The sequence below is a fragment of the Bacillus sp. FSL R5-0443 genome (genome assembly GCF_038608285.1).
Lineage (GTDB): Bacteria > Bacillota > Bacilli > Bacillales > Bacillaceae > Bacillus > Bacillus velezensis.
The window spans coordinates 2,217,115-2,237,444 of the sequence record NZ_CP152013.1; the positions used below are offsets into that span (position 1 = coordinate 2,217,115).

14 protein-coding genes and 1 tRNA gene are annotated in these 20,330 nt (G+C 45.6%); 4 read left to right on the plus strand and 11 right to left on the minus strand.

Annotation, left to right across the window (positions count from 1 at the left end):
* Positions 1–57: 57 nt before the first annotated feature.
* Entirely contained in the window at positions 58–1,164 is a 1,107-nt protein-coding gene (locus NYE28_RS10935) for a tyrosine-type recombinase/integrase (RefSeq protein WP_064115614.1), read from the plus strand.
* A 158-nt stretch (positions 1,165–1,322) separates the two neighbouring features.
* On the opposite strand, the gene NYE28_RS10940 is transcribed toward NYE28_RS10935, so the two are convergent.
* From NYE28_RS10940 to NYE28_RS10950, 3 genes are all read right to left on the minus strand, one after another.
* Positions 1,323–1,395: transfer RNA gene (locus NYE28_RS10940), tRNA-Arg, on the minus strand.
* Positions 1,396–1,437: 42 nt separating this feature from the next.
* Positions 1,438–1,983, minus strand: a complete 546-nt coding sequence (locus NYE28_RS10945; protein WP_003153850.1) for a site-specific integrase — start codon at positions 1,981–1,983, stop codon at positions 1,438–1,440.
* A 313-nt stretch (positions 1,984–2,296) separates the two neighbouring features.
* Positions 2,297–2,527, minus strand: coding sequence for an excisionase family DNA-binding protein (locus tag NYE28_RS10950; RefSeq protein ID WP_003153848.1), 231 nt, complete (start codon positions 2,525–2,527; stop codon positions 2,297–2,299).
* Between the two features lie 243 nt (positions 2,528–2,770).
* Between NYE28_RS10950 and ggt the strand changes: the two genes are divergently transcribed.
* Entirely contained in the window at positions 2,771–4,546 is a 1,776-nt protein-coding gene (ggt, locus tag NYE28_RS10955; RefSeq protein ID WP_060562920.1) for a gamma-glutamyltransferase, read from the plus strand.
* Positions 4,547–4,592: 46 nt separating this feature from the next.
* Here ggt and NYE28_RS10960 read toward each other — a convergent pair whose 3' ends face one another.
* The 4 genes from NYE28_RS10960 to NYE28_RS10975 all read right to left on the minus strand — a co-directional run bounded on the left by NYE28_RS10960 (position 4,593) and on the right by NYE28_RS10975 (position 9,689).
* Positions 4,593–5,768 carry an MFS transporter gene (locus NYE28_RS10960; protein WP_063095091.1) on the minus strand — a complete coding sequence of 392 codons (1,176 nt, stop codon included), beginning with the start codon at positions 5,766–5,768 and terminating at the stop codon, positions 4,593–4,595.
* Positions 5,769–5,911: 143 nt separating this feature from the next.
* Complete coding sequence (locus tag NYE28_RS10965) at positions 5,912–6,214, minus strand: metalloregulator ArsR/SmtB family transcription factor (RefSeq protein WP_003153841.1); 303 nt, start codon at positions 6,212–6,214, stop codon at positions 5,912–5,914.
* A gap of 46 nt (positions 6,215–6,260) precedes the next feature.
* Positions 6,261–8,180 (minus strand): threonine--tRNA ligase, encoded by a 1,920-nt coding sequence (gene thrS / locus NYE28_RS10970; protein WP_342490065.1) that lies wholly within the window; start codon positions 8,178–8,180, stop codon positions 6,261–6,263.
* A 642-nt stretch (positions 8,181–8,822) separates the two neighbouring features.
* On the minus strand, positions 8,823–9,689 hold the full coding sequence (locus tag NYE28_RS10975; RefSeq protein ID WP_342490066.1) for a LysR family transcriptional regulator: 867 nt from the start codon (positions 9,687–9,689) through the stop codon (positions 8,823–8,825).
* Between the two features lie 118 nt (positions 9,690–9,807).
* Between NYE28_RS10975 and NYE28_RS10980 the strand changes: the two genes are divergently transcribed.
* Positions 9,808–10,788 (plus strand): zinc-binding dehydrogenase, encoded by a 981-nt coding sequence (locus tag NYE28_RS10980; RefSeq protein WP_052827521.1) that lies wholly within the window; start codon positions 9,808–9,810, stop codon positions 10,786–10,788.
* Between the two features lie 323 nt (positions 10,789–11,111).
* On the opposite strand, the gene gltD is transcribed toward NYE28_RS10980, so the two are convergent.
* A complete protein-coding gene (gene gltD / locus NYE28_RS10985; RefSeq protein ID WP_012117713.1) occupies positions 11,112–12,593 on the minus strand; it encodes a glutamate synthase small subunit in 1,482 nt (493 codons plus the stop codon).
* 16 nt (positions 12,594–12,609) lie between these two features.
* Complete coding sequence (gene gltB / locus NYE28_RS10990; protein ID WP_342490067.1) at positions 12,610–17,169, minus strand: glutamate synthase large subunit; 4,560 nt, start codon at positions 17,167–17,169, stop codon at positions 12,610–12,612.
* A gap of 145 nt (positions 17,170–17,314) precedes the next feature.
* Here gltB and NYE28_RS10995 point away from each other — a divergent pair, with 145 nt between their 5' ends.
* Complete coding sequence (locus tag NYE28_RS10995) at positions 17,315–18,217, plus strand: LysR family transcriptional regulator (RefSeq protein WP_015239986.1); 903 nt, start codon at positions 17,315–17,317, stop codon at positions 18,215–18,217.
* 60 nt (positions 18,218–18,277) lie between these two features.
* Here NYE28_RS10995 and proB read toward each other — a convergent pair whose 3' ends face one another.
* Both proB and proC read right to left on the minus strand, forming a co-directional pair.
* Positions 18,278–19,396, minus strand: coding sequence for a glutamate 5-kinase (gene proB, locus NYE28_RS11000; RefSeq protein WP_007407346.1), 1,119 nt, complete (start codon positions 19,394–19,396; stop codon positions 18,278–18,280).
* Between the two features lie 24 nt (positions 19,397–19,420).
* The gene (gene proC, locus NYE28_RS11005; RefSeq protein WP_069007403.1) at positions 19,421–20,269 is read right to left on the minus strand and encodes a pyrroline-5-carboxylate reductase; all 849 of its coding nucleotides are present in this window, start codon (positions 20,267–20,269) and stop codon (positions 19,421–19,423) included.
* Positions 20,270–20,330: the final 61 nt, after the last annotated feature.

The window sequence follows — 20,330 nt, forward strand, 5'->3', positions numbered from 1 at the left end:
AAGATAGTGCTATCCTATTATTGGAGAATTAAAGTTCCCCCTATAGGAGTGAATGAAATGGCTAGTTTCTTAAAACGCGGTAAAACGTGGCAGTATTGCGTTAGCGCTAAACCCAAGCCCATCAGGAAAAGCGGATTTAAAACTAAGAAGGAAGCTCAAGTGGCTGCCGCAGAGGTTGAAGAAAAATTGAGGAAATATAAAACGCCGGGCACAAAAAAAGTCCTCTTTGATGAATACTTTAAAAGTTGGGTAAATGTTTATAGAGCTGATATTGGTGCCATCACTCGTGAAGGTTACTATATTACACTTAGAGAAATTTCAGAGAATTTTGCAGGAAGATATATCAATGACATCACTAAACGAGAATATCAAGAGTTTTTAAATAAGTTTGGATCTGAACACGCAAAAGAAACTGTTAGAAAAATAAATACGCACATTAGAGCTTGTGTACAAGAGGCAATTGAAGAAGGGATTATTTCGTTTGATTTTACCAGGAAAGCAAAATTGATTGGAAGCGTGGAATCAAAACGCCCGGAAGAAAAACACTTGAATTATGTTGAGAGTCAAAAGCTTTTAAATGAATTATATGTGCGCAAGGATCAGTCTATCGGATATTATTTATTAATACTGGCCCTCACTTCAGGAATGCGGTTTTCTGAAATGTTGGGATTAACACTCGAGGATTTCAACTTTGAATTAAATGAGATTACAATCAACAAAACCTGGGATTATAAAAAAGGAACGGGTTTTGCTAAGACAAAAAATGCGTCTTCAAATAGGACCATTAAAATGGATTCTAATACAATGGATTTATTCAAAAAGTTGTTTTCCGAAATGCCTGATAACATACATAATCTTGTATTTTATAGTCCTCGCAGTTCTAGAAAAGTCATCACTAACGAATTTGTCAACAAAATATTGAAAAAGACATTGACAGACTTGAAAATAGAACCAATTTCGATACATGGGTTGAGACATACACATGCCAGTGTGTTGCTCTATAAAAAGATTTCAATTTATTATGTCTCGGAGCGTTTAGGTCATGCCAAGATAGATACCACGCTTAATTATTATTCACATATAATTAAAGAACTCCGTGAAGAAGATACACGAAACACCCTTGATCTGTTTGAAAAAATGCCTGACGTGAAAACATCTGTTTAAAAATGTGCAAAATTTGTGCAAAAAAAAATAAAATCACATCGTTTTTCAGCGGGTTCTTACACAAATAAAAAACTTAAAAAAACGACAAAAACCCTTGTTACACAAGGGTTTTTCTGTTTTGCCGACATTATTAATCTGCGCCTATCTTATACAAAAAACGCTCTAGGAGAGATTCGAACTCCCGACCTGCAGTTTAGGAAACTGCTGCACTATCCGCTGTGCTACTAGAGCCTGCTTCTATTATAGTAACGCTGGCGGCCGTTTTTTTCAAGTCTACAGCCCTCCGAACACTTTATAGGCGGCTCTCGTCGTATCTTCATCTATTCCGATATAACGCATTGTAATAGACGGAGAAGAATGATTCAAAATCCTCTGCAGTTCAGCAATGTCTTTTGTCCTCTGATAAAAATGATACCCGAACGTCTTTCTAAGCGTATGCGTCCCGATTTCCTCCAATCCGCAAGCGGCAGCCGCTTCCTTTAATATTCTGTATGCCTGAATCCGGGATATGGGCTTATTCGTCCGTTTCGATTTAAACAAATAGTCATCTTCTTTCATGTCTTTTGTATAAGCGTATATGTCGGCCTTTAAAGACTCCAGTATCAGAATTTTTCTTTTCTTTCTCGTTTTGCTTTCGGTTGCCCACACGTGGTCTTTGTTCCTTACATCCCTCACGCGAAGCGGCAGAACATCTGAAATCCGCAGTGCGCTGTTCATGCCGAAAATAAATAAAAAATAATCACGATCACTTTTCTTCATTAAATACTGTTTGACTTCCTGGATCTTCTCCAAACTTCGGATCGGCTGTACGATATGCATCAAAAAACCCCTTATAATAGTAAAGTAACATATTGAGCTTTATGTTACTATTATAGACGAAACCCGTTGAATGATAAAGGATAAAGGGTCTTATGTAACATAATATACATAGTGTTACATAAGGTGAATCAGATACGCAGTTTCAATAAATTCCTCAAAAACATCATTTTAAGCCCGGTGACAAGCTTTTAAACAAATAGAGACCCAAGGCATTAAAAAATGAAAACAACGTCCTTAAAAGGAAATCTGAGCATCCGTTTTTTTGTGAGCAACCGAAAAAAATGAAAAAAAAGACACAATATGAAATTGTGTCCTAGTCTTCATCTTTTACATCAATGTCTTCAGGAAGCGGCTCATTTAAAAACTCTTGAATCATTTCCTTATATTTTTCCAGCTGTTCGAGATGGGTTTGAAATTGTTCCTTGTTGATTAAATATTGCTGCCCGTCATGGACGGCCCTTATTTTATTCGTCAAAACAAGATTGTGCACATATTCTTCAGGAAGACTGGTAAACTCAGCTGTCTCTTTGATCGTTAAATACATGGCTCACGTTCCTTTCATATGTCATGTGAGTGAATTCTGTTTTGTTTATTGTAGCTTATTTTTTGTCTTTATGCTTGTTTCACAGCTTTTTCAGTCCGGTTTCCCATTTAGCCTATTTGCGACTGATTACATTCACACAGAAACTCCGGCTTTTTACGCACCGGACTATTCCGTTTGTCACTTGTGAAAACAGCACATTTTACTTACTCTATAATTGTAAGCGGAAAACAAAGGAGGCAGACTATGAAAAAGAAAAAGTTTATGAATCTCTGTTTTATCGTTCTGCTCAGTACGTTGCTCGCGGCCGGAAGCATCCCTTATCACGCTCAGGCTAAGAAACACCCGTTTTCCTATGACGACTACAAACAGGTAGATGTCGGCAAAGACGGCATGGTTGCCACCGCCCATCCTCTCGCTTCGCAAATCGGTGCAGACGTGCTGAAAAAAGGCGGCAATGCAATTGACGCCGCGGTTGCCATTCAATTCGCATTAAACGTAACTGAACCGATGATGTCGGGAATCGGCGGCGGCGGATTTATGATGGTTTATGATGCGAAGACGAAAGACACCACCATTATCGACAGCCGGGAACGCGCACCGGCAGGCGCAACACCGGATATGTTCCTTGACGAAAACGGCAAAGCCATCCCTTTCTCCGAACGCGTTACGAAAGGGACTGCAGTCGGTGTTCCGGGAACATTAAAAGGACTTGAAAAAGCGCTCGACAAATGGGGCACACGCTCCATGAAACAACTCATCACCCCTTCCATTAAACTTGCCTCAAAAGGCTTTCCGATCGATTCGGTTTTAGCTGATGCCATCTCAGATTATAAAGACAAATTATCACACACTGCTGCAAAAGACGTGTTTCTTCCGGACGGAGAACCTCTGAAAGAAGGAGACACACTCATCCAAAAAGACTTAGCCAAAACATTTACAGCTATTAAGTACAAAGGCACAAAAGCATTCTATGACGGAGCATTCTCCAAAAAGCTTGCGGAAACAGTGCAGGAATTCGGCGGCTCAATGACAGAAAAAGATATTAAAAACTTCAATGTGACGATTGACGAACCGATCTGGGGAGATTACCAGGGCTATCATATCGCAACTGCTCCTCCTCCAAGCTCGGGCGGTGTTTTCCTGTTGCAAATGCTGAACCTCCTGGATGATTTTAAGCTTTCTCAATATGATATCCGTTCTTGGCAAAAATATCAGCTTCTCGCAGAAACGATGCATTTGGCTTATGCTGACCGCGCCGCATTTGCCGGGGATCCAGAATTCGTCAACGTCCCTCTCAAAGGCCTCTTGAATCCAGATTATATCAATGCCCGCAGACAGCTGATAGATATTGATAAAGTCAATAAAAAACCGAAAGCCGGCGACCCTTGGGCCTATCAGGAAGGTTCTGCAAACTATAAACAAGTGGAGCAGCCGACTGACAAACAAGAAGGCCAAACGACTCACTTCACGGTAACTGATCGCTTCGGCAATGTCGTATCTTATACGACAACGATTGAACAGCTGTTCGGTTCCGGCATTATGGTTCCCGGATACGGCGTTGTGTTGAATAATGAGTTAACAGACTTCGATGCGGTGCCTGGCGGCGCAAATGAAGTGCAGCCGAATAAACGTCCGCTCAGCAGCATGACTCCGACTATTTTATTCAAAAATAACGAACCTGTCCTGACTGTCGGCTCCCCCGGCGGAGCAACGATTATTTCTTCCGTCCTGCAAACGATCCTGAACAAAGTTGAGTACGGCATGGATCTGAAAGCGGCGGTCGAAGAGCCGAGAATTTACACAAACAGCATGACATCCTATCGATATGAAAAAGGAGTGCCGGAAGAAGCCCGCACAAAACTGAACGAAATGGGGCATAAATTCGGCAGCAGCCCGGTTGATATCGGTAATGTGCAAAGCATCCTGATCGACCGTGAAAACGGCACCTTCACCGGAGTCGCCGACTCAAGCCGAAACGGAGCCGCAATCGGCGTAAACTTGAAAAAACATACAAAATAACAAGATAAAAAGCCTCGTTTCTCAAGCTGAGAAACGAGGCTTTTGTTTATTCTGCACTGTATTCAGATGAGGTTTTTTCAGACGTTAATGACGCAAGCGAAAGCACACCGCACATCGCGATGACAACACCCGCTGATCCGATCCATGTCACTGATGCAAGAGACAGATGAGTGACAACAATGCCCCCGATGCCCGCCCCGGCCGCCATAGCCAGCTGCATCACAGACTGGTTGAGGCCAAGTAATACACCCGATGATTCAGGCTCCATCGTTGCCAAATGATACTGCTGAGCAGGCCCAGATGACCAGGCGGCGAAGGACCAAAACATAAGCACTGCCGCCGCTCCGAAAGCAGAATGTGTGACAAACGGCAATAACATGAGCATGATAGCATGAAGCGCCATTCCGCCGGTTAATGTCATACGCGCCCCCCATTTGTCTGCGCTGAAACCGCCTGCTTTAGAACCGGCAAGACTTGCAACACCGAAAATAAGCAGCAATGTACTCAGTATTCCGCTGCCGATATGAGTGACGTTCAGTAAATACGGAGAAAGGTACGTATACGCAACCGAATAGCCTCCGAGCCAAAAAAACGTAATGGCCAGCCCGACAGCCACCTTTCGTTTCTTCAAAAGAGAAAATTGCTGAATGAGCGGCACCGGTTTATCTCCTTTTATCTCAGGCAACGCGAAACGTATAATAAGCATGGCAATGATTCCGATTGCCGCAATTCCGGCAAAAACCACCTTCCACCCAAAAGCTTCAGACACGGTTCTTCCGATCGGAACACCGATAATGAGCGCCGCCGTAAACCCCATAATGACGGTTGCGAGAGAACTTGCCTGTTTTCCCGGGGGAGCGATTTTTGCTGCGATCGTAAGCGCGGTGACCACCACGGTTCCTGCTCCAAGCGCCATGATCACCCGCGCTCCCGCAAATAAGCCGAATCCCTGCACAAGGAAAGAAATGATATTCCCGATAACAAACAGCCCAAGAGCATAGATCATAAGCTTCCTTCTATCCAGTTTTGCTGTAAGGGCCATCATGACAGGCGTTCCGATTGCATAAACAAGTGAAAAAATCGTAATCAGCTGCCCTGCCGCTGCCACAGTAACTCCCAAGGAACCTGCAATTTTATCAAGCATCCCTGATATCACATATTCAGACGTCCCCACTAAAAAACTGATAATTGCCAAAATGTAAATCTTCCAGGTATTTTGCACCTGACACACTCCTTCATTGATGATTTATATAAAGATATATTGTGATATATCGATATAAAGAGTTGAACAAACAGAAACAAATCGCAATATGTCGATGTGTAGTCGGAAAAAGAAACTGAATCCCTCTTCTAAAGGATTCAGCCCTACATTTCGCGCTGAAAATAATCGGCCATCGCCTTTATCGCGTCTTCATCTCTTTTATAATAGGTGTATTTGCCAATCCGTTTTGTTTGGATAAGGCCCGCCCGCTGAAGGATGGAAAGATATTGAGACGCCGTTGACTGTGTCATCTGAAGCTTATCGGTGATCTGGCTGACACATACTCCGATCTCATTCATATCAATGCCATCATGCGGGGCGAAGTGACGGTCCGGCTCTTTCAGCCATTGCAAAATCTCAAGCCGTGACTCATTAGACAACGCTTTAAAAACATCAATAGGTTTCATACGCTTTATTATATCGTGATTTTACGATATGTCAATATTGTTTTTATTAAATCTCTATTTTTTGTTTTGCCTCTCTTATGATCCGGGAAATAAAATCACTCACATTCTCTTCAAATGTGTCTTCCCGCCCGTATTGCCTTACATGTACAGATTGATGGCGGCACTCTCGATCTCCCACAACAGCAATATACGGTATTTTTTTCATTTGTGCTTCTCTGATTTTATAGCCGAGTTTTTCATCGCGCTGATCAAGCTCAGCCCGGATACCCGCTTTCTTCATTTGCCGGTGCACCTGTTCTGCGCAGTCCCGGTGTGCGGTGTTTGATACTGGGATGATTTTTGCCTGTACCGGTGCAAGCCATAAAGGGAACGCTCCCCCGAAATGTTCTGTAATGATTCCGAGAAATCTGTCGAGAGATCCGAATACCGCCCGGTGAATGACAACAGGACGGACTTTTTGGTTTTTTTCATCAATATATGTTAAATCAAATTTCTCCGGCATTTGAAAATCCAGTTGGACAGTGGCGCATTGATGGCTCCGGTTCAGCGCATCTTTTATATGAATATCAATTTTCGGTCCGTAAAATGCACCATCTCCCCGATTAAACCGAAAACGATATCCCTGTTCTTTTAATACTTTTTCTAATGCGCTCTCAGCCCTGTCCCACAAGTGTTCGCTTCCCATGTAATCTTCCGGTCTTGTTGACAGCTCAATATCATAGGAAAAACCAAATGCGGTGTACACCTCGTGAATAAGCTGCAGCGCCGAAGCGATCTCACTCTCGATTTGATCCTGCGTTACAAAAATGTGTGCGTCATCCTGGCAAAAAGATCTGACGCGGAGCAGGCCATTAAGCGCCCCGCTGAATTCGTGACGGTGCACCTGACCGAACTCAGCCATCCGAATCGGAAGATCACGATAAGAACGAAGCTTTTCTTTAAATATGAGCATGTGGCCGGGGCAGTTCATCGGCTTTAACGCGAAGCGCTGATGATCGGCTTCTGAGAAATACATATTCTCTTTATAATGTTCCCAGTGACCGGATTGCTCCCAAAGACGCTGGTTCATCATCATAGGGGTGCGCACTTCCTGATAATGATAGGCATCCTGCTTTGAACGCAGAAATGATTCAAGCGTGTTTCGGATAAACTGACCGTTCGGCAGATAAAAAGGCATACCCGGCGCTTCTTCCGAAAACATAAAAAGTTGTAACTCCGCTCCCAATTTCCGATGATTTCTCATCTCCGCCTCTTTCAACAGCTGAAAATGTCTGTTCAGCTCCTTTTCTGAGGAAAATGCTTTTCCATAGATACGCTGGAGCATTTTTTGGTTGCTGTCGCCGCGCCAATAAGCCCCTGATACATGAGTGAGCGAAAAAGCTTTTATCTGTCCGGCAGACGCCAAGTGCGGACCCCGGCATAAATCAATGAATTCGCTCTGGCGGTATATACTGATTGTATCAGTCTGCGGAATACCGGCTAAGAGCTCAAGCTTCAGCGGTTCATGAGCAAACAGCTGCTCTGCCTCTTCTCTGGAGATTTCTTCTCTGATAATTTCCGGATTTTCCGAAATGATTCGGTTCATCTCTTTTTCAATGACGGCCAGGTCTTTTTCAGTAATTGTTTCATCCATATCAAAATCATAATAAAAGCCATTTTCAATAACGGGTCCGATCCCTAAACAAACCTTCGGATACAGACGTTTTACCGCTTGCGCCAATACGTGTGCTGCTGTGTGTCTCATCACTTCCAGTCCCGCTTCAGACTGAAAACTGCACAGTTCAATCGCCGCGTCAATCTGAATGCTTCTTCTAAGGTCAAATAACGATCCGTTTATCTTTCCGGCGGCAGATGCCTTTTTCAGACTCGGACTGATTGATTGTGCGATCTCTTCTAACGTAACGTCTTTCCGGTATTTTTTTTGTTTCCCATCAGGAAAAGTAATCACAATGTGTGGCTCCTTCACGGTCTGATCTCTCCTTTATTTTTAATAAAATAAAAAACACACTCATCCCAAAGCAAGGGACGAGTGTGTGTCAGACCCGCGGTTCCACCCAAATTCCCGCCACTTCAAGTGACGGCTCATTTTTGCCGTAACGCGGCTATACGGTATCGGCTGCTTTCGTTCACCGATACAGCTCAAAAGGCGGTAAGCCCATTCTTCGTGCCGGGAAGGTCTCAGCCGCGCCCTCCCTCTCTGTATGGCCGGTTAAAATGTCTCATGTCCTTATCATTGCCATTTTTCTTATATAAACATAAAAACACACTCATCCCAAAAGAAGGGACGAGTGTGTGTCAGACCCGCGGTTCCACCCAAATTCCCGCCACTTCAAGTGACGGCTCATTTTTGCCGTAACGCGGCTATACGGTATCGGCTGCTTTCGTTCACCAATACAGCTCAAAAGGCGGTAAGCTCATTCTTCGTGCCGGGAAGGTCTCAGCCGTGCCTTCCCTCTCTGTATGGCCGGTTAAAATGTCTCATGTCCTTATCATTGCAGATACTTTATCCGAAAAACTTTCTTTTATTATACATAAATTTTCCGAAAAAGAAAGTTTTTTTAAGAAAAACCAGAACGAAAAAATTGGCGTACACAGCTGTCCTGTTTTCTCATCTTCCGTTCGGTAATGCTTTTAATCCATTCAGCAGTTCTTCAAACGCCGATGTCAAAAATAAATCACTCCGGTAGATGAATGATATATTCATATCCCGAAACTGTTCAGGAAGCTCATGAAGAAAAAGATTTTTCCTGTTTTGAAAATAACGGACGGCTGATGTAGGCAGAAAGGAAACCCCCATCCCCGCCTGCACCGCCCCAATAATGGCTTCCAACGTACCGAATTCAATGATTTTATGTGCGGGTACTGCTTCTTCTTTCAGTATGTTTTTTATTTTGCGGCGGTGCGAACAGCCCGTGGCAAAATACAGAATCGGCTCTCGCAACAAGTCTTGCAAACTGCCTTCCCGCTTATTTGAAACCAAGACCAATTCTTCTTGAAATACAGCGACTTGCTCAAGATCCTCGTATTCGACCGGACCATAAACAAAAGCGCCGTCCAGCTCATAGTGTAAGACGCGCTGCACTAAGGTATGTGTATCACCGGTTGACAGAGACAGCTGTACTTTCGGGCAGCGGCTGCAATACTCCGTGAAAAATTGAGGGAGATGGACGGCTGCCGCCGTTTCAAGAGAACCGATTCGAAGCGGGCCGTTCGGATCGCCTGCCTCTTGCGCCGTTTTTTGCGCCTCATGCAGCAATTGAAGGATTCTGTCTGCGTCTTTCAATAAGTTTTCACCTGCGGGCGTCAGCGTCATCCCCCGATTTGTGCGGTAAAAAAGCTGTATTTGCAATTGCCGTTCCAGCTGCTGAATCCTGTTTGTCACATTTGATTGAACATAATGCAGGCTTTCTGCCGCCTTTGAAATACTTCCTTTGCGGGCGACAGCCTGAAAAATCTTTAAGTCTCCGCTTTCCATGTAAGGGCACCTTCTTGCTATGATTTTTATTGATAGCCGGCTATCAATTTTCATTTATTTACTGCAGCTGATCCAGCCTGTAAAATCTTTCTCATCAATCATAAAGGAGAGAAGAATGATGAATGCCCTTATCATACACGAAAATGGCTTTGATTTCAGGCAGGCACCTGACAAAAGGCCGGGAAACGGCGAAGTAAAAATAAAGCTGAAAACAGCCGGATTAAACCATCGTGATTTGTTTTTAATGAAAAACCACGAAACCGGAAACCATGAATTTACTCTCGGTTCAGACGGCGCGGGAATCGTAACCGAAATAGGACACGGCGTCCGGTCTCATTTACTGCATGCAGAAGTCATCATCAACCCGGTGCTGAATTGGAAGACTGTTGAGGACGTACCGGCCGTCCCTGACATTTTAGGCGGTCCGAGCGACGGAACATTTTCACCTTATGTCATCGTTCCTGAGGAAAATGCCGTTTTAAAACCCGAACACCTGACTTGGGAGGAAGCGGGCGTGCTGCCGTTATCAGCATTAACCGCTTATCGCGCCTTATTTACAAAAGGACAATTAAAAAAAGGCGAACATCTTATCCTTCCGGGCATCGGAAGCGGCGTGGCAACATACGCTTTATTAATGGCAAAAGCTATCGGAGCGACAGTCAGCGTCACCTCCCGCAGTGAAAACAAAAAACAAACCGCACTGTCATACGGTGCAGACCGGGCGATTGACAGCTACGGTGACTGGAATGAGGCGCTGAATGGCGAAAAAGCAGATATCATACTTGACGGTGTAGGCCCCGCCTTGTTTCAACACTATCTTGACATTATGAAACCGAATGGCCGGATCGTAACATTCGGCGCCAGTTCAGGCGATCAGCTCGGATTTCCTATTCGCTCGCTGTTTTTTCCGCAGATTCATATTCTCGGTACATCAATGGGAAGCAATGAGGAATTTGCGGATATGCTGAAATTGGTAAACCGCTGCGGCATCCGTCCCCTTATCGACCGCATGTACCCTCTCAGTGAAGCAGCTGCCGCTTTTAACAGAATGCGGGAAGGACGGCAGTTCGGCAATATCGGCTTTTGTTTGGATGTCTAAAAAAGAGGAGCGGACCCGTCCGTTTCCTTATTTGTTTATAAGCGTTTCCGCTTGAAATTCAATATGTTTTTCTTCATCAATTAAAATCTGCCCGCAAATCGACTGCATACACACAGAGCCCGTCAGCAGCACCGTGGTCGACTGCTCAAGGCTTGCAAATCGTCTCAGTCTGCGGAAGAAAACAATCTCTCCACTCTGTAAAACAAAATTCCATATATTATCTTCCACGTTACCTTTATATGACCAATAAAGGAAGAAGGAGGTTTCATTTCAATACGAAAAACCGGCTGATCCCAGCCGGTTTTATAAATAAACCCCTTTATTTACGGTAAAACAGTGCTCCCCATTAAATAACTGTCGACTTCGCGCGCTGCTTCCCGGCCTTCATTAATCGCCCATACAATCAGGCTTTGGCCCCTTCTCGCATCCCCTGCGGCGAAAACACCGTCAACATTCGTTTTATAATCCCCATATGCCGCCTGAATTTTATGATTTGCCGAATCGACACCGAACTGTTTCAATAATGGCTGTTCCGTCCCTTCAAAACCGATGGCGATGAACACCAGCTGAGCAGGCCATACTTTTTCTGTCCCGGGCAGTTCATGAAATTCATACTTTCCGAATTCGTTTCTGACTTTTTCCATTTGAATGGTGTGAATCTCTTGTAAGCGGCCCTGCTTATCGGCCACCATTTTTGTCGTCTGAATTGAATATTCTCTCGGGTCTTTGCCGAACTTTGCCTGCGCTTCTTCATAGGCGTATTCAAGGGTAAAGACGTGCGGCTGTTCAGGCCACATATTGTCGTTCGTGCGCGTTTGAGGAAGTTTAGGATGTTTCCCGAACTGGTGCACGCTGCGCGCTTTTTGGCGCAGCGCGGTTGCCACGCAGTCAGCTCCTGTGTCTCCTCCGCCGATTACGATGACGTCTTTCCCTTTAGCGTCTATATATTGTTTGTCTTTAAAGTTGGAATCTAAATAGCTTTTCGTCGCCAGTGTTAAATAGTCCATCGCATAATGGACGCCTTTTGCTTCCCGGCCTTCAATCAGCAGATTGCGCTGCTTTTGGGCGCCTGTGCACAAAATGACGGCATCAAATTGATCTTTCAGCTCATCTGCCGTTATGTCAACGCCGATTTCGGTATTTGTTACAAAATCTATACCTTCCTGCGTCAAAAGTTTAATACGGCGTTCGACGACACTTTTCTCAAGCTTCATGCTCGGAATGCCGTACATCAGCAGGCCTCCCGCTCTGTCAGCACGCTCATAGACCGTTACGGAATGACCGGCTTGGTTCAGCTGATCAGCGCTTGCCAGACCTGCCGGGCCTGAACCGACGACAGCGACTTTTTTACCTGTGCGTTTCGCTGGAATTCTCGGCTGAATCCATCCATTTTCAAAACCTTTGTCAATGATCGTCCGCTCGATGTTTTTAATTGAAACAGCCGGATCTGAAATAGCCAGCGTACAAGATCCTTCACAAGGAGCGGGACAGACCCGCCCTGTGAATTCAGGAAAGTTATTCGTTTTCAGAAGGCGCTCCAAGGCTTCTTTCCAGCGCCCCCGATAGACGAGGTCATTCCACTCCGGTATCAGATTATAAATCGGGCAGCCGGACGTAAAACCGTTGATATCAGCGCCGATTTGGCAAAACGGTGTGCCGCAATCCATACACCGCGCCCCCTGCCGCTTTGACGCTTCATCTGAAAACGGAGCCGAATACTCTTTCCAATCCTTTAAGCGAGTGAGAGGGTCCCGCTCAGCCGGTTTTTCTCGTTTTTCTTCCATGAATCCAGTTGGTTTCCCCATGTTCCTCTCCCCTTTCTTACTGTACTACCGCTTGTTTTTTATCTTTGGCAGGCGTTTGGAGGACCTTTGTATTGGCTTCAAAAGCATACATAATTGCGTCTTCTTCTGATAAACCCGCCGCTTTTTGTTCTTCGATGCTGAGGAGCATTTGTTTATAGTTTTTCGGAATGACTTTGATAAAGGTTTCTGCGGCTTTTTCCCAATTGTCCAGGAGATCTGCGGCTTTTTTGCTGTTTGTCAGCGCCGCATGCCGTTTGACCATTTCTTGCACTTCTTTGATTTCCGCCTCATCCATCAGCTTTTCAAATGAAATCATTTCCATGTTGCATTTGCGTTTAAATGCTTTGGCATCATCACTCAGGACGTATGCGATACCGCCTGACATTCCCGCCCCGAAGTTTTTGCCGACTTCGCCGAGGACAACAACCCGGCCGCCTGTCATGTATTCACAGCCGTGGTCTCCGATACCTTCTACAACGACATTGACTCCGCTGTTACGGACTGCAAAACGTTCACCTGCGCGCCCGTTAATGTACGCTTCCCCGCTTGTTGCTCCGTAAAATGCGACGTTCCCGATAATAACGTTATCGTGTGTTTCACAATTGAAGGCATCAGGCGCTTTCACGATGATTTTTCCGCCTGAAAGCCCTTTGCCTACGTAGTCATTTGAATCCCCGTTCAAATGAAGCGTCATCCCTTTAGGGACAAATGCTCCGAAACTCTGTCCGGCTGATCCGGTAAAATGAAGTCTGATCGTATCATCCGGCAGGCCTTCCGCTCCGTAGCGTTTAGAAATTTCACTTCCCGTCACGGTTCCGGCTACGCGATTTGTATTATTGATCTTGATTTCAGCTTCCGCTTCCTGACCGGCTTCAATTGCAGCCTGCACCGCCGGAAGAATAACCGTCATATCAAGCGACTCGTCGATTTTATGATTTTGCGCCGTACGGAAAGTGCGTACGCCTTCAGGCTGGTACAGCAGTGTGGATAAATCAAGCTGGCCCGCTTTCCAATGCGCTTTCGCACGTTCGCTGACATGAAGAACGTCCGTGCGTCCGATCATTTCATCAAGCGTCTTAAAGCCTAACTGCGCCATATATTCACGCACTTCTTCTGCGACAAACAGCATGTAATTTACGATATGGTCAGGATCGCCCATGAATTTTTTGCGAAGCTCCGGGTTTTGCGTCGCGACACCTACAGGACATGTATCTAAATGGCAGGCGCGCATCATGACGCAGCCGAGAACGACAAGCGGCGCTGTAGCAAAGCCGAATTCCTCCGCACCGAGCAAGGCGGCCATTACGACATCTCGGCCTGTCATCAGCTTACCGTCCGTTTCCAATACCACGCGATCCCTTAAACCGTTCAGCATCAGCGTTTGGTGAGCTTCTGCAAGACCAAGCTCCCACGGAAGACCCGTATGTTTAATACTTGTTTTCGGCGACGCGCCCGTTCCGCCATCGTAGCCGCTGATGACGATGACATCCGCAGTGCCTTTTGCCACACCGGCCGCAATCGTGCCGACGCCGGCTTTTGACACGAGCTTGACGCTGATTCGCGCGCTTCGATTTGCATTTTTCAAATCATGAATCAGCTGCGCCAAATCTTCAATTGAATAAATATCATGGTGAGGAGGCGGTGAGATCAGCCCTACACCTGGTGTAGAACCGCGGACATCCGCGACCCAAGGATATACCTTGTTGCCCGGAAGCTGACCGCCTTCTCCCGGCTTCGCCCCTTGCGCCATTTTGATCTGCAATTCATCCGCATTGACGAGATAATGGCTCTTTACGCCGAAACGGCCGGAAGCAATCTGTTTAATCGCACTTCTTCTGTCGTCGCCATTTTCATCCGGAACGAAACGTTTCGGGTCCTCGCCGCCTTCTCCGCTGTTGCTTTTTCCGCCAAGCCTGTTCATCGCTATCGCTAAAGCCTCATGGGCTTCCTTGCTTAATGAACCGAATGACATCGCTCCTGTTTTAAAACGTTTCACGATGGAGGCAGCTGATTCAACTTCCTCTAATTTTAAAGGCTTGCGGTCTTCTTTGAAGGCGAACAGATTGCGTAAAAATCCGATTCGTTCTTCATCCGCTGCATGAGAATACTGCTTAAACAGGCTGTAATCATTTTTGCGGCAGGCCCATTGCAGCGTATGGATGGTTTTCGGGTTGAAAGCGTGGTGCTCTCCTCCGTTCCGCCATTGGAATTCACTTCCCGGATCAAGGGTTTGGCTGTAATCATCCTTGTACGCCGCTTGATGGCGCTGTTTCGCTTCTTGCGCAATCGTCTCGATATCGATTCCGCCAAGCTGAGATGCAGTACCGGTAAAGTATTTAGCGATAACGTCTTCACCGATGCCGACCGCTTCAAAAATTTGGGCGCCCCTGTAACTTTGCACAGTTGAAATCCCCATTTTTGACATCACTTTCACGACGCCTTCTGTTACGCTCTTTCCGTATTTGCTGACAGCTTCTTCATACGGAATATCAAGCCGGCCTTCATCGATTTCCTGCTTGTACGTAGCGTAAGTCAAATACGGATTGACAGCATCGGCACCATATCCGATGAGAGCCGCAAAGTGATGAACTTCACGCGCTTCTCCGGATTCAACGATAATGCTTGCTTTTGTTCGCAGACCTTGGCGGATCAAATGCTGATGCAGCGCACTGACGGCCAAAAGTGGCGGAATCGGTGTCAACTCTTTACTCATTGCCCTGTCAGATAAAATTAACAGAGATACGCCTTCCTTGATCGCTTTTTCCGCCTGCTGAAACAAATCCTTCAGGCCTTTTTCTAGGTCATCGGAAAACAGCGTGCGGATGTTCTGGCTCTTAATGTCAGGATGCACAAGTGTTTTCAGCGCATAAAACTGTTCGTTTGATAATACAGGAGTATAAAGCTTTATGCGGCGTGCATTTCTTTCACTCGGATGCAGCAGATCACCTTCAGCTCCAAGCCAGGTCACCGTAGAAGTTACCAGCTGCTCGCGGATCGCATCAATCGGCGGGTTTGTGACTTGCGCAAACAGCTGTTTAAAGTAATGAAACAGTGATTGGGCGCGGTCGGATAAAACGGCGAGCGGCGAATCATTTCCCATAGAGCCGAGCGGGTCCTTGCCTTCTTTAATAACAGGGATTAAATATTTCTGAATATCTTCATACGTATAGCCAAACGCTTTTTGACGGACGAGAAGATCATCGAATTGTTCCTCTTCCCGGATTTCCGGGTCAGGATTCACTTGAACCAATTCTTCTTCAAGCCATTTTTGATAAGGGAATTCATTGGCAATTTCTGTTTTCACTTCTTCATCTGAAATAATCCGGCCTTCTTCTAAGTCAATGAGCAGCATTTTTCCGGGCTCCAGACGTTTTTTATGAAGAATGTTCTCCTGCTCTACTTCAATAACGCCGACCTCAGATGAGAAAATAATATGGTCATCTTTTGTCACATAGTAACGTGCCGGACGCAAGCCGTTACGGTCAAGGATGGCGCCGATCTGTTTTCCGTCCGTAAACGAAATGGCGGTCGGCCCGTCCCACGGCTCCATTAAAGAGCTGTGATATTCATAAAAAGCCCGTTTCGCTTTAGACATGTGAGTGTTTTCCGTCCATGGTTCCGGAATCAGCATCATTGCCGTATGTGCCGGTTTCCGCCCTGCCATCACGAAAAATTCAAACGCATTATCAAGAATGGATGAGTCACTGCCCTCAGCATTTAGAATCGGCAGCACTTTGTGAAGATCGTCTCCGAAGCTTTCTGAAACGAACTGCTGCTCCCTCGCTCTCATCCAATTGATATTGCCCCGGAGCGTATTGATTTCTCCGTTATGAATCAGATAGCGGTTCGGATGGGCACGTTCCCAAGTAGGAAAGGTATTTGTGCTGAACCTTGAATGCACAAGTGAGAATGCAGATACGAAGGTTTCATCCTGCAAATCCAAATAAAATGCGTCAACCTGCTCAGGCGTTAACAAACCTTTATAAACAATAGTCTGGCTTGACAGGCTTGCGAAGTAAAAATCAAGCTGTTCTTGAACGCCCCAATTTTCCGCCTGCTTCCGGATGACATACAGTTTGCGTTCAAAAGCAAGGCTGTCTTTCAAATCGTTTGCGGCGCCGATGAATACTTGACGCACATATGGGCAAGTGCCTTGTGCCACTGTTCCGATTTTTCCGACATTTACAGGGACGGTTCTCCAGCCGAGAACGATCTGTCCTTCCTGCTCAATGAATGCATTCACCTGTTTTTCGATCTTTTTTCTTTCCTCTTCATTTTGCGAGAAAAAGACCATTCCTACCCCGTAACGGCCTTTTTCCGGCAGTCTCATTTCTCCGCACTCTTTCTTAAAAAAAGCATCAGGGATCTGAACCATCAGGCCGGCGCCGTCACCCGTATTCGGATCACTGCCCTGTCCTCCTCTGTGATCCAGCTGGCAAAGCATCTTCAGTCCTTTTTTGACAATGTCATGTGAAGGTTTCCCTTTTAAATGGGCATACAAGCCGATTCCGCATGCATCGTGCTCAAATTCCGGACGGTAGAGACCTTGTGCTTTCGGCATTTGATTGTAAGTCATAATTCCTCTCCCCCGATCAGTTTCCGTTAATTATCGGTCATAAAATCTGACAACTTTAAATTAATTGTAAGTTTTCAAAACAATATAAACAATATATAATTTAGATCAAATACATCTCAAAATGAGATAGATAGGTGTGAACGCAATGGAATTACGCCAGCTTCGGTATTTTATGGAGGTAGCAGAACGGGAACATGTGTCAGAAGCGGCTGATCATCTGCATGTCGCACAATCCGCCATCAGCAGGCAGATTGCAAATCTTGAAGAAGAGCTGCAAGTCACTTTATTTGAACGGGAAGGCAGAAATATTAAATTAACGCCGATCGGCAAACAATTTTTAGAACATATTAAAACGGCGATGAAAGCAATTGATTACGCGAAAGAACAAATTGATGAATATCTTGATCCGAATCGCGGAACCGTCAAAATAGGATTTCCGACGAGCCTTGCAAGCCAGCTTTTGCCGACGGTGATTTCGGCGTTTAAAGAGGAATACCCGAACGTTGAGTTTTTGCTCCGCCAGGGTTCTTATAAGTTTTTAATCGAAGCGGTAAGAAACAGGGATATAGATGCGGCGCTGCTCGGCCCCGTTCCGACGGAATTCCCCGACATAACAGGCAATATCTTATTCACGGAAAAGATTTACGCGCTTGTTCCGCTGCATCATCCGCTTGCCAAACAGAAAAATATTCATTTAATTGATCTGCGCGGCGACCAATTTGTTTTATTTCCTGAAGGGTTTATTCTCCGTAACATGGCGATTGACGCTTGCAGACAGGCCGGCTTTGCGCCGCTAGTATCGACGGAAGGCGAGGATTTAGATGCCATTAAAGGATTAGTCTCCGCGGGGATGGGAGTTACTTTATTACCTGAAAGCACCTTTGCAGAAACCACACCCCGGTTCACGGTCAAAATTCCGATTGAATTTCCTCAAGTGAAGCGCACCGTAGGCATTATTAAACCAAAAGGAAGGGAACTTGCTCCGTCTGCAAATGATTTCTATCATTTTGTCATTCAATTTTTCTCCAAACTTGAACAATATCAATAAAAAACAAACCCGAGCTTCAAAACGAAGCCTCGGGCTTTTTCATATTTTTATAGATCTTTCTCAGCCGATCGGAATGGATAGTTCAACGTGGCAGACAAAAGCTTCCGGATCAATGACTGATTGATCGGTCTGTTTGGGCGGCGTTTCTTTAAATGTCTTCAGCTGGGCTGAGGAATAGTTGACGATGCCGAGTCCGAGCTCTTCTCCCTGCTGATCAAGCAGCCTGACAACCGCTCCGCTGCTGAATCTGCCCTTAATCTGCTCGATGTCCTGCGGTGACAGCTCCATATTTCCGTTCGCGACATCGCGGCTGCTTTCTTTTTCCATCACAATTTCGCCTTCGGGGCCGGAATTAAATGCAAGCCATTGTTCTTTGTGGTTTAACGGCAGGGTTCCTTCCGCTTCAAAATAAGTTCCTTCAGCCGCCTCATCTACCGCTTGAAGCAGAATGTCCGGAATGTTAGCCTGCCCGAGAAAGCCTTTAATACCGGAGGCCATCACAATTTTAAAAGCATCCAGTTTCGAACGCATTCCGCCGGTTCCCATTTCACTCCCGGCATCTCCCGCGCTTGCTTCTATTTCCGGAGTGATGTCACTTACATGACTGATTCTTTTCGCTTTCGGGTTGCTGCGCGGATTATCATCATATAAACCGTCAATGTCTGATAAAATCACAAGCATGTCGGCATCAATTAAACCTGCCACCTTCGCTGCGAGTGTATCGTTATCTCCGAATTTCAGCCGGTTGACTGTGACCGTGTCATTTTCATTAATAATCGGAATAATGCCTCGTTCCAAAAGGACGTTCATCGTATTGCGCACATTATGGTAGCGGCATTCATCGGAAAAGTCGCTTCTTGTAATTAAAATTTGTGATGCGACATAACCGTGCGCTAAAAACAGCTTTGAATAAGCCTCCATTAATAATCCCTGCCCGATGGAAGCAGAAGCCTGTTTTTCAGGGAGGCTTTCCGGTTTCTGAATAAATCCGAGCTTCCGATAACCTGCCGCCACTGCGCCGGAAGATACTAAAATCACTTCATAGCCGCTGTCTTTCAGCTGTGCGATTTGATCCACCAATGCTTCCAGCTTTCTTCTGCTGATTTCCCCGTGCAGGCTCGTCAGTGAGCTGCTGCCGATTTTCACCGCGACTCTTTTGATCTTCGTCCGAGACGTCACTGTATCACTCCTGTTTTTTAACGATTATAGTGCTGCCGTTTTTTCAATTGTTTTGCTGATCTCAATAGAACGTTCGGTCGCGTGTTTAATGGCTTTGGCAATGGCTTCTCCGCCGCCTTCTGACCTGAGCGCATCGAGGCCGGCTTCCGTCGTGCCGTTTGGAGAGGTGATGTTTTCCCGAAGCACATCCGGTTTTTCACCCGTTTCCATCAGCATTTTAGCGGCGCCCAATAACGTTTGCGCGCCGATTTTGCGGGACAGCCGTTTGTCTAAGCCGGCTTCTTCACCTGCTTTTTCAATAAACTCCATTAAATAATAAAAGTACGCCGGTCCGCTGCCTGCGATACCGGTGAAAATGTCCATCTGATCTTCCTTGATCACGTACACTTCCCCGAGGCATTCCAAAAGGGATACCGCGGTTTTTGCTGAACCGTAAGAGACATGGTCTCCGAAAGCCGCAGCTGTTGCCGATTCGCCGATCATGCTGGATGTGTTCGGCATCACTCTTACAACTGGCTGACGATCATGTAATGATTGTTGTATAAATGAGGTTGTTATGCCTGCCAGAACAGACAGGATGATTTGATGAGGTTGAATACGCCGTTTCAGCGCAGCCAGAGCGATTTCAGCATCCTTCGGTTTCATGGCTAAAATAAAGACATCAATGTCTTCGGTTTTCATGCTGTCAAAAGCAATGCCCTGAATACCGTATTGATGTTCCAATTCAGCGAGTCGCTCTGTATTGCGGCGGTTTGTCACGCAGATGTTTTGGTTGGGAATTTTTTTTGCGCGGACCATGCCTGATATCATTCCTTCAGCCATTGATCCTGCTCCGATAAAAGCAACTTTCTTTTGATCTAAGATCGGTAACATCTCCCTTGTTCGTATTTTGTTCGTATTTTTCACACGTTTTTTATGTTACCACTTCAGGAGT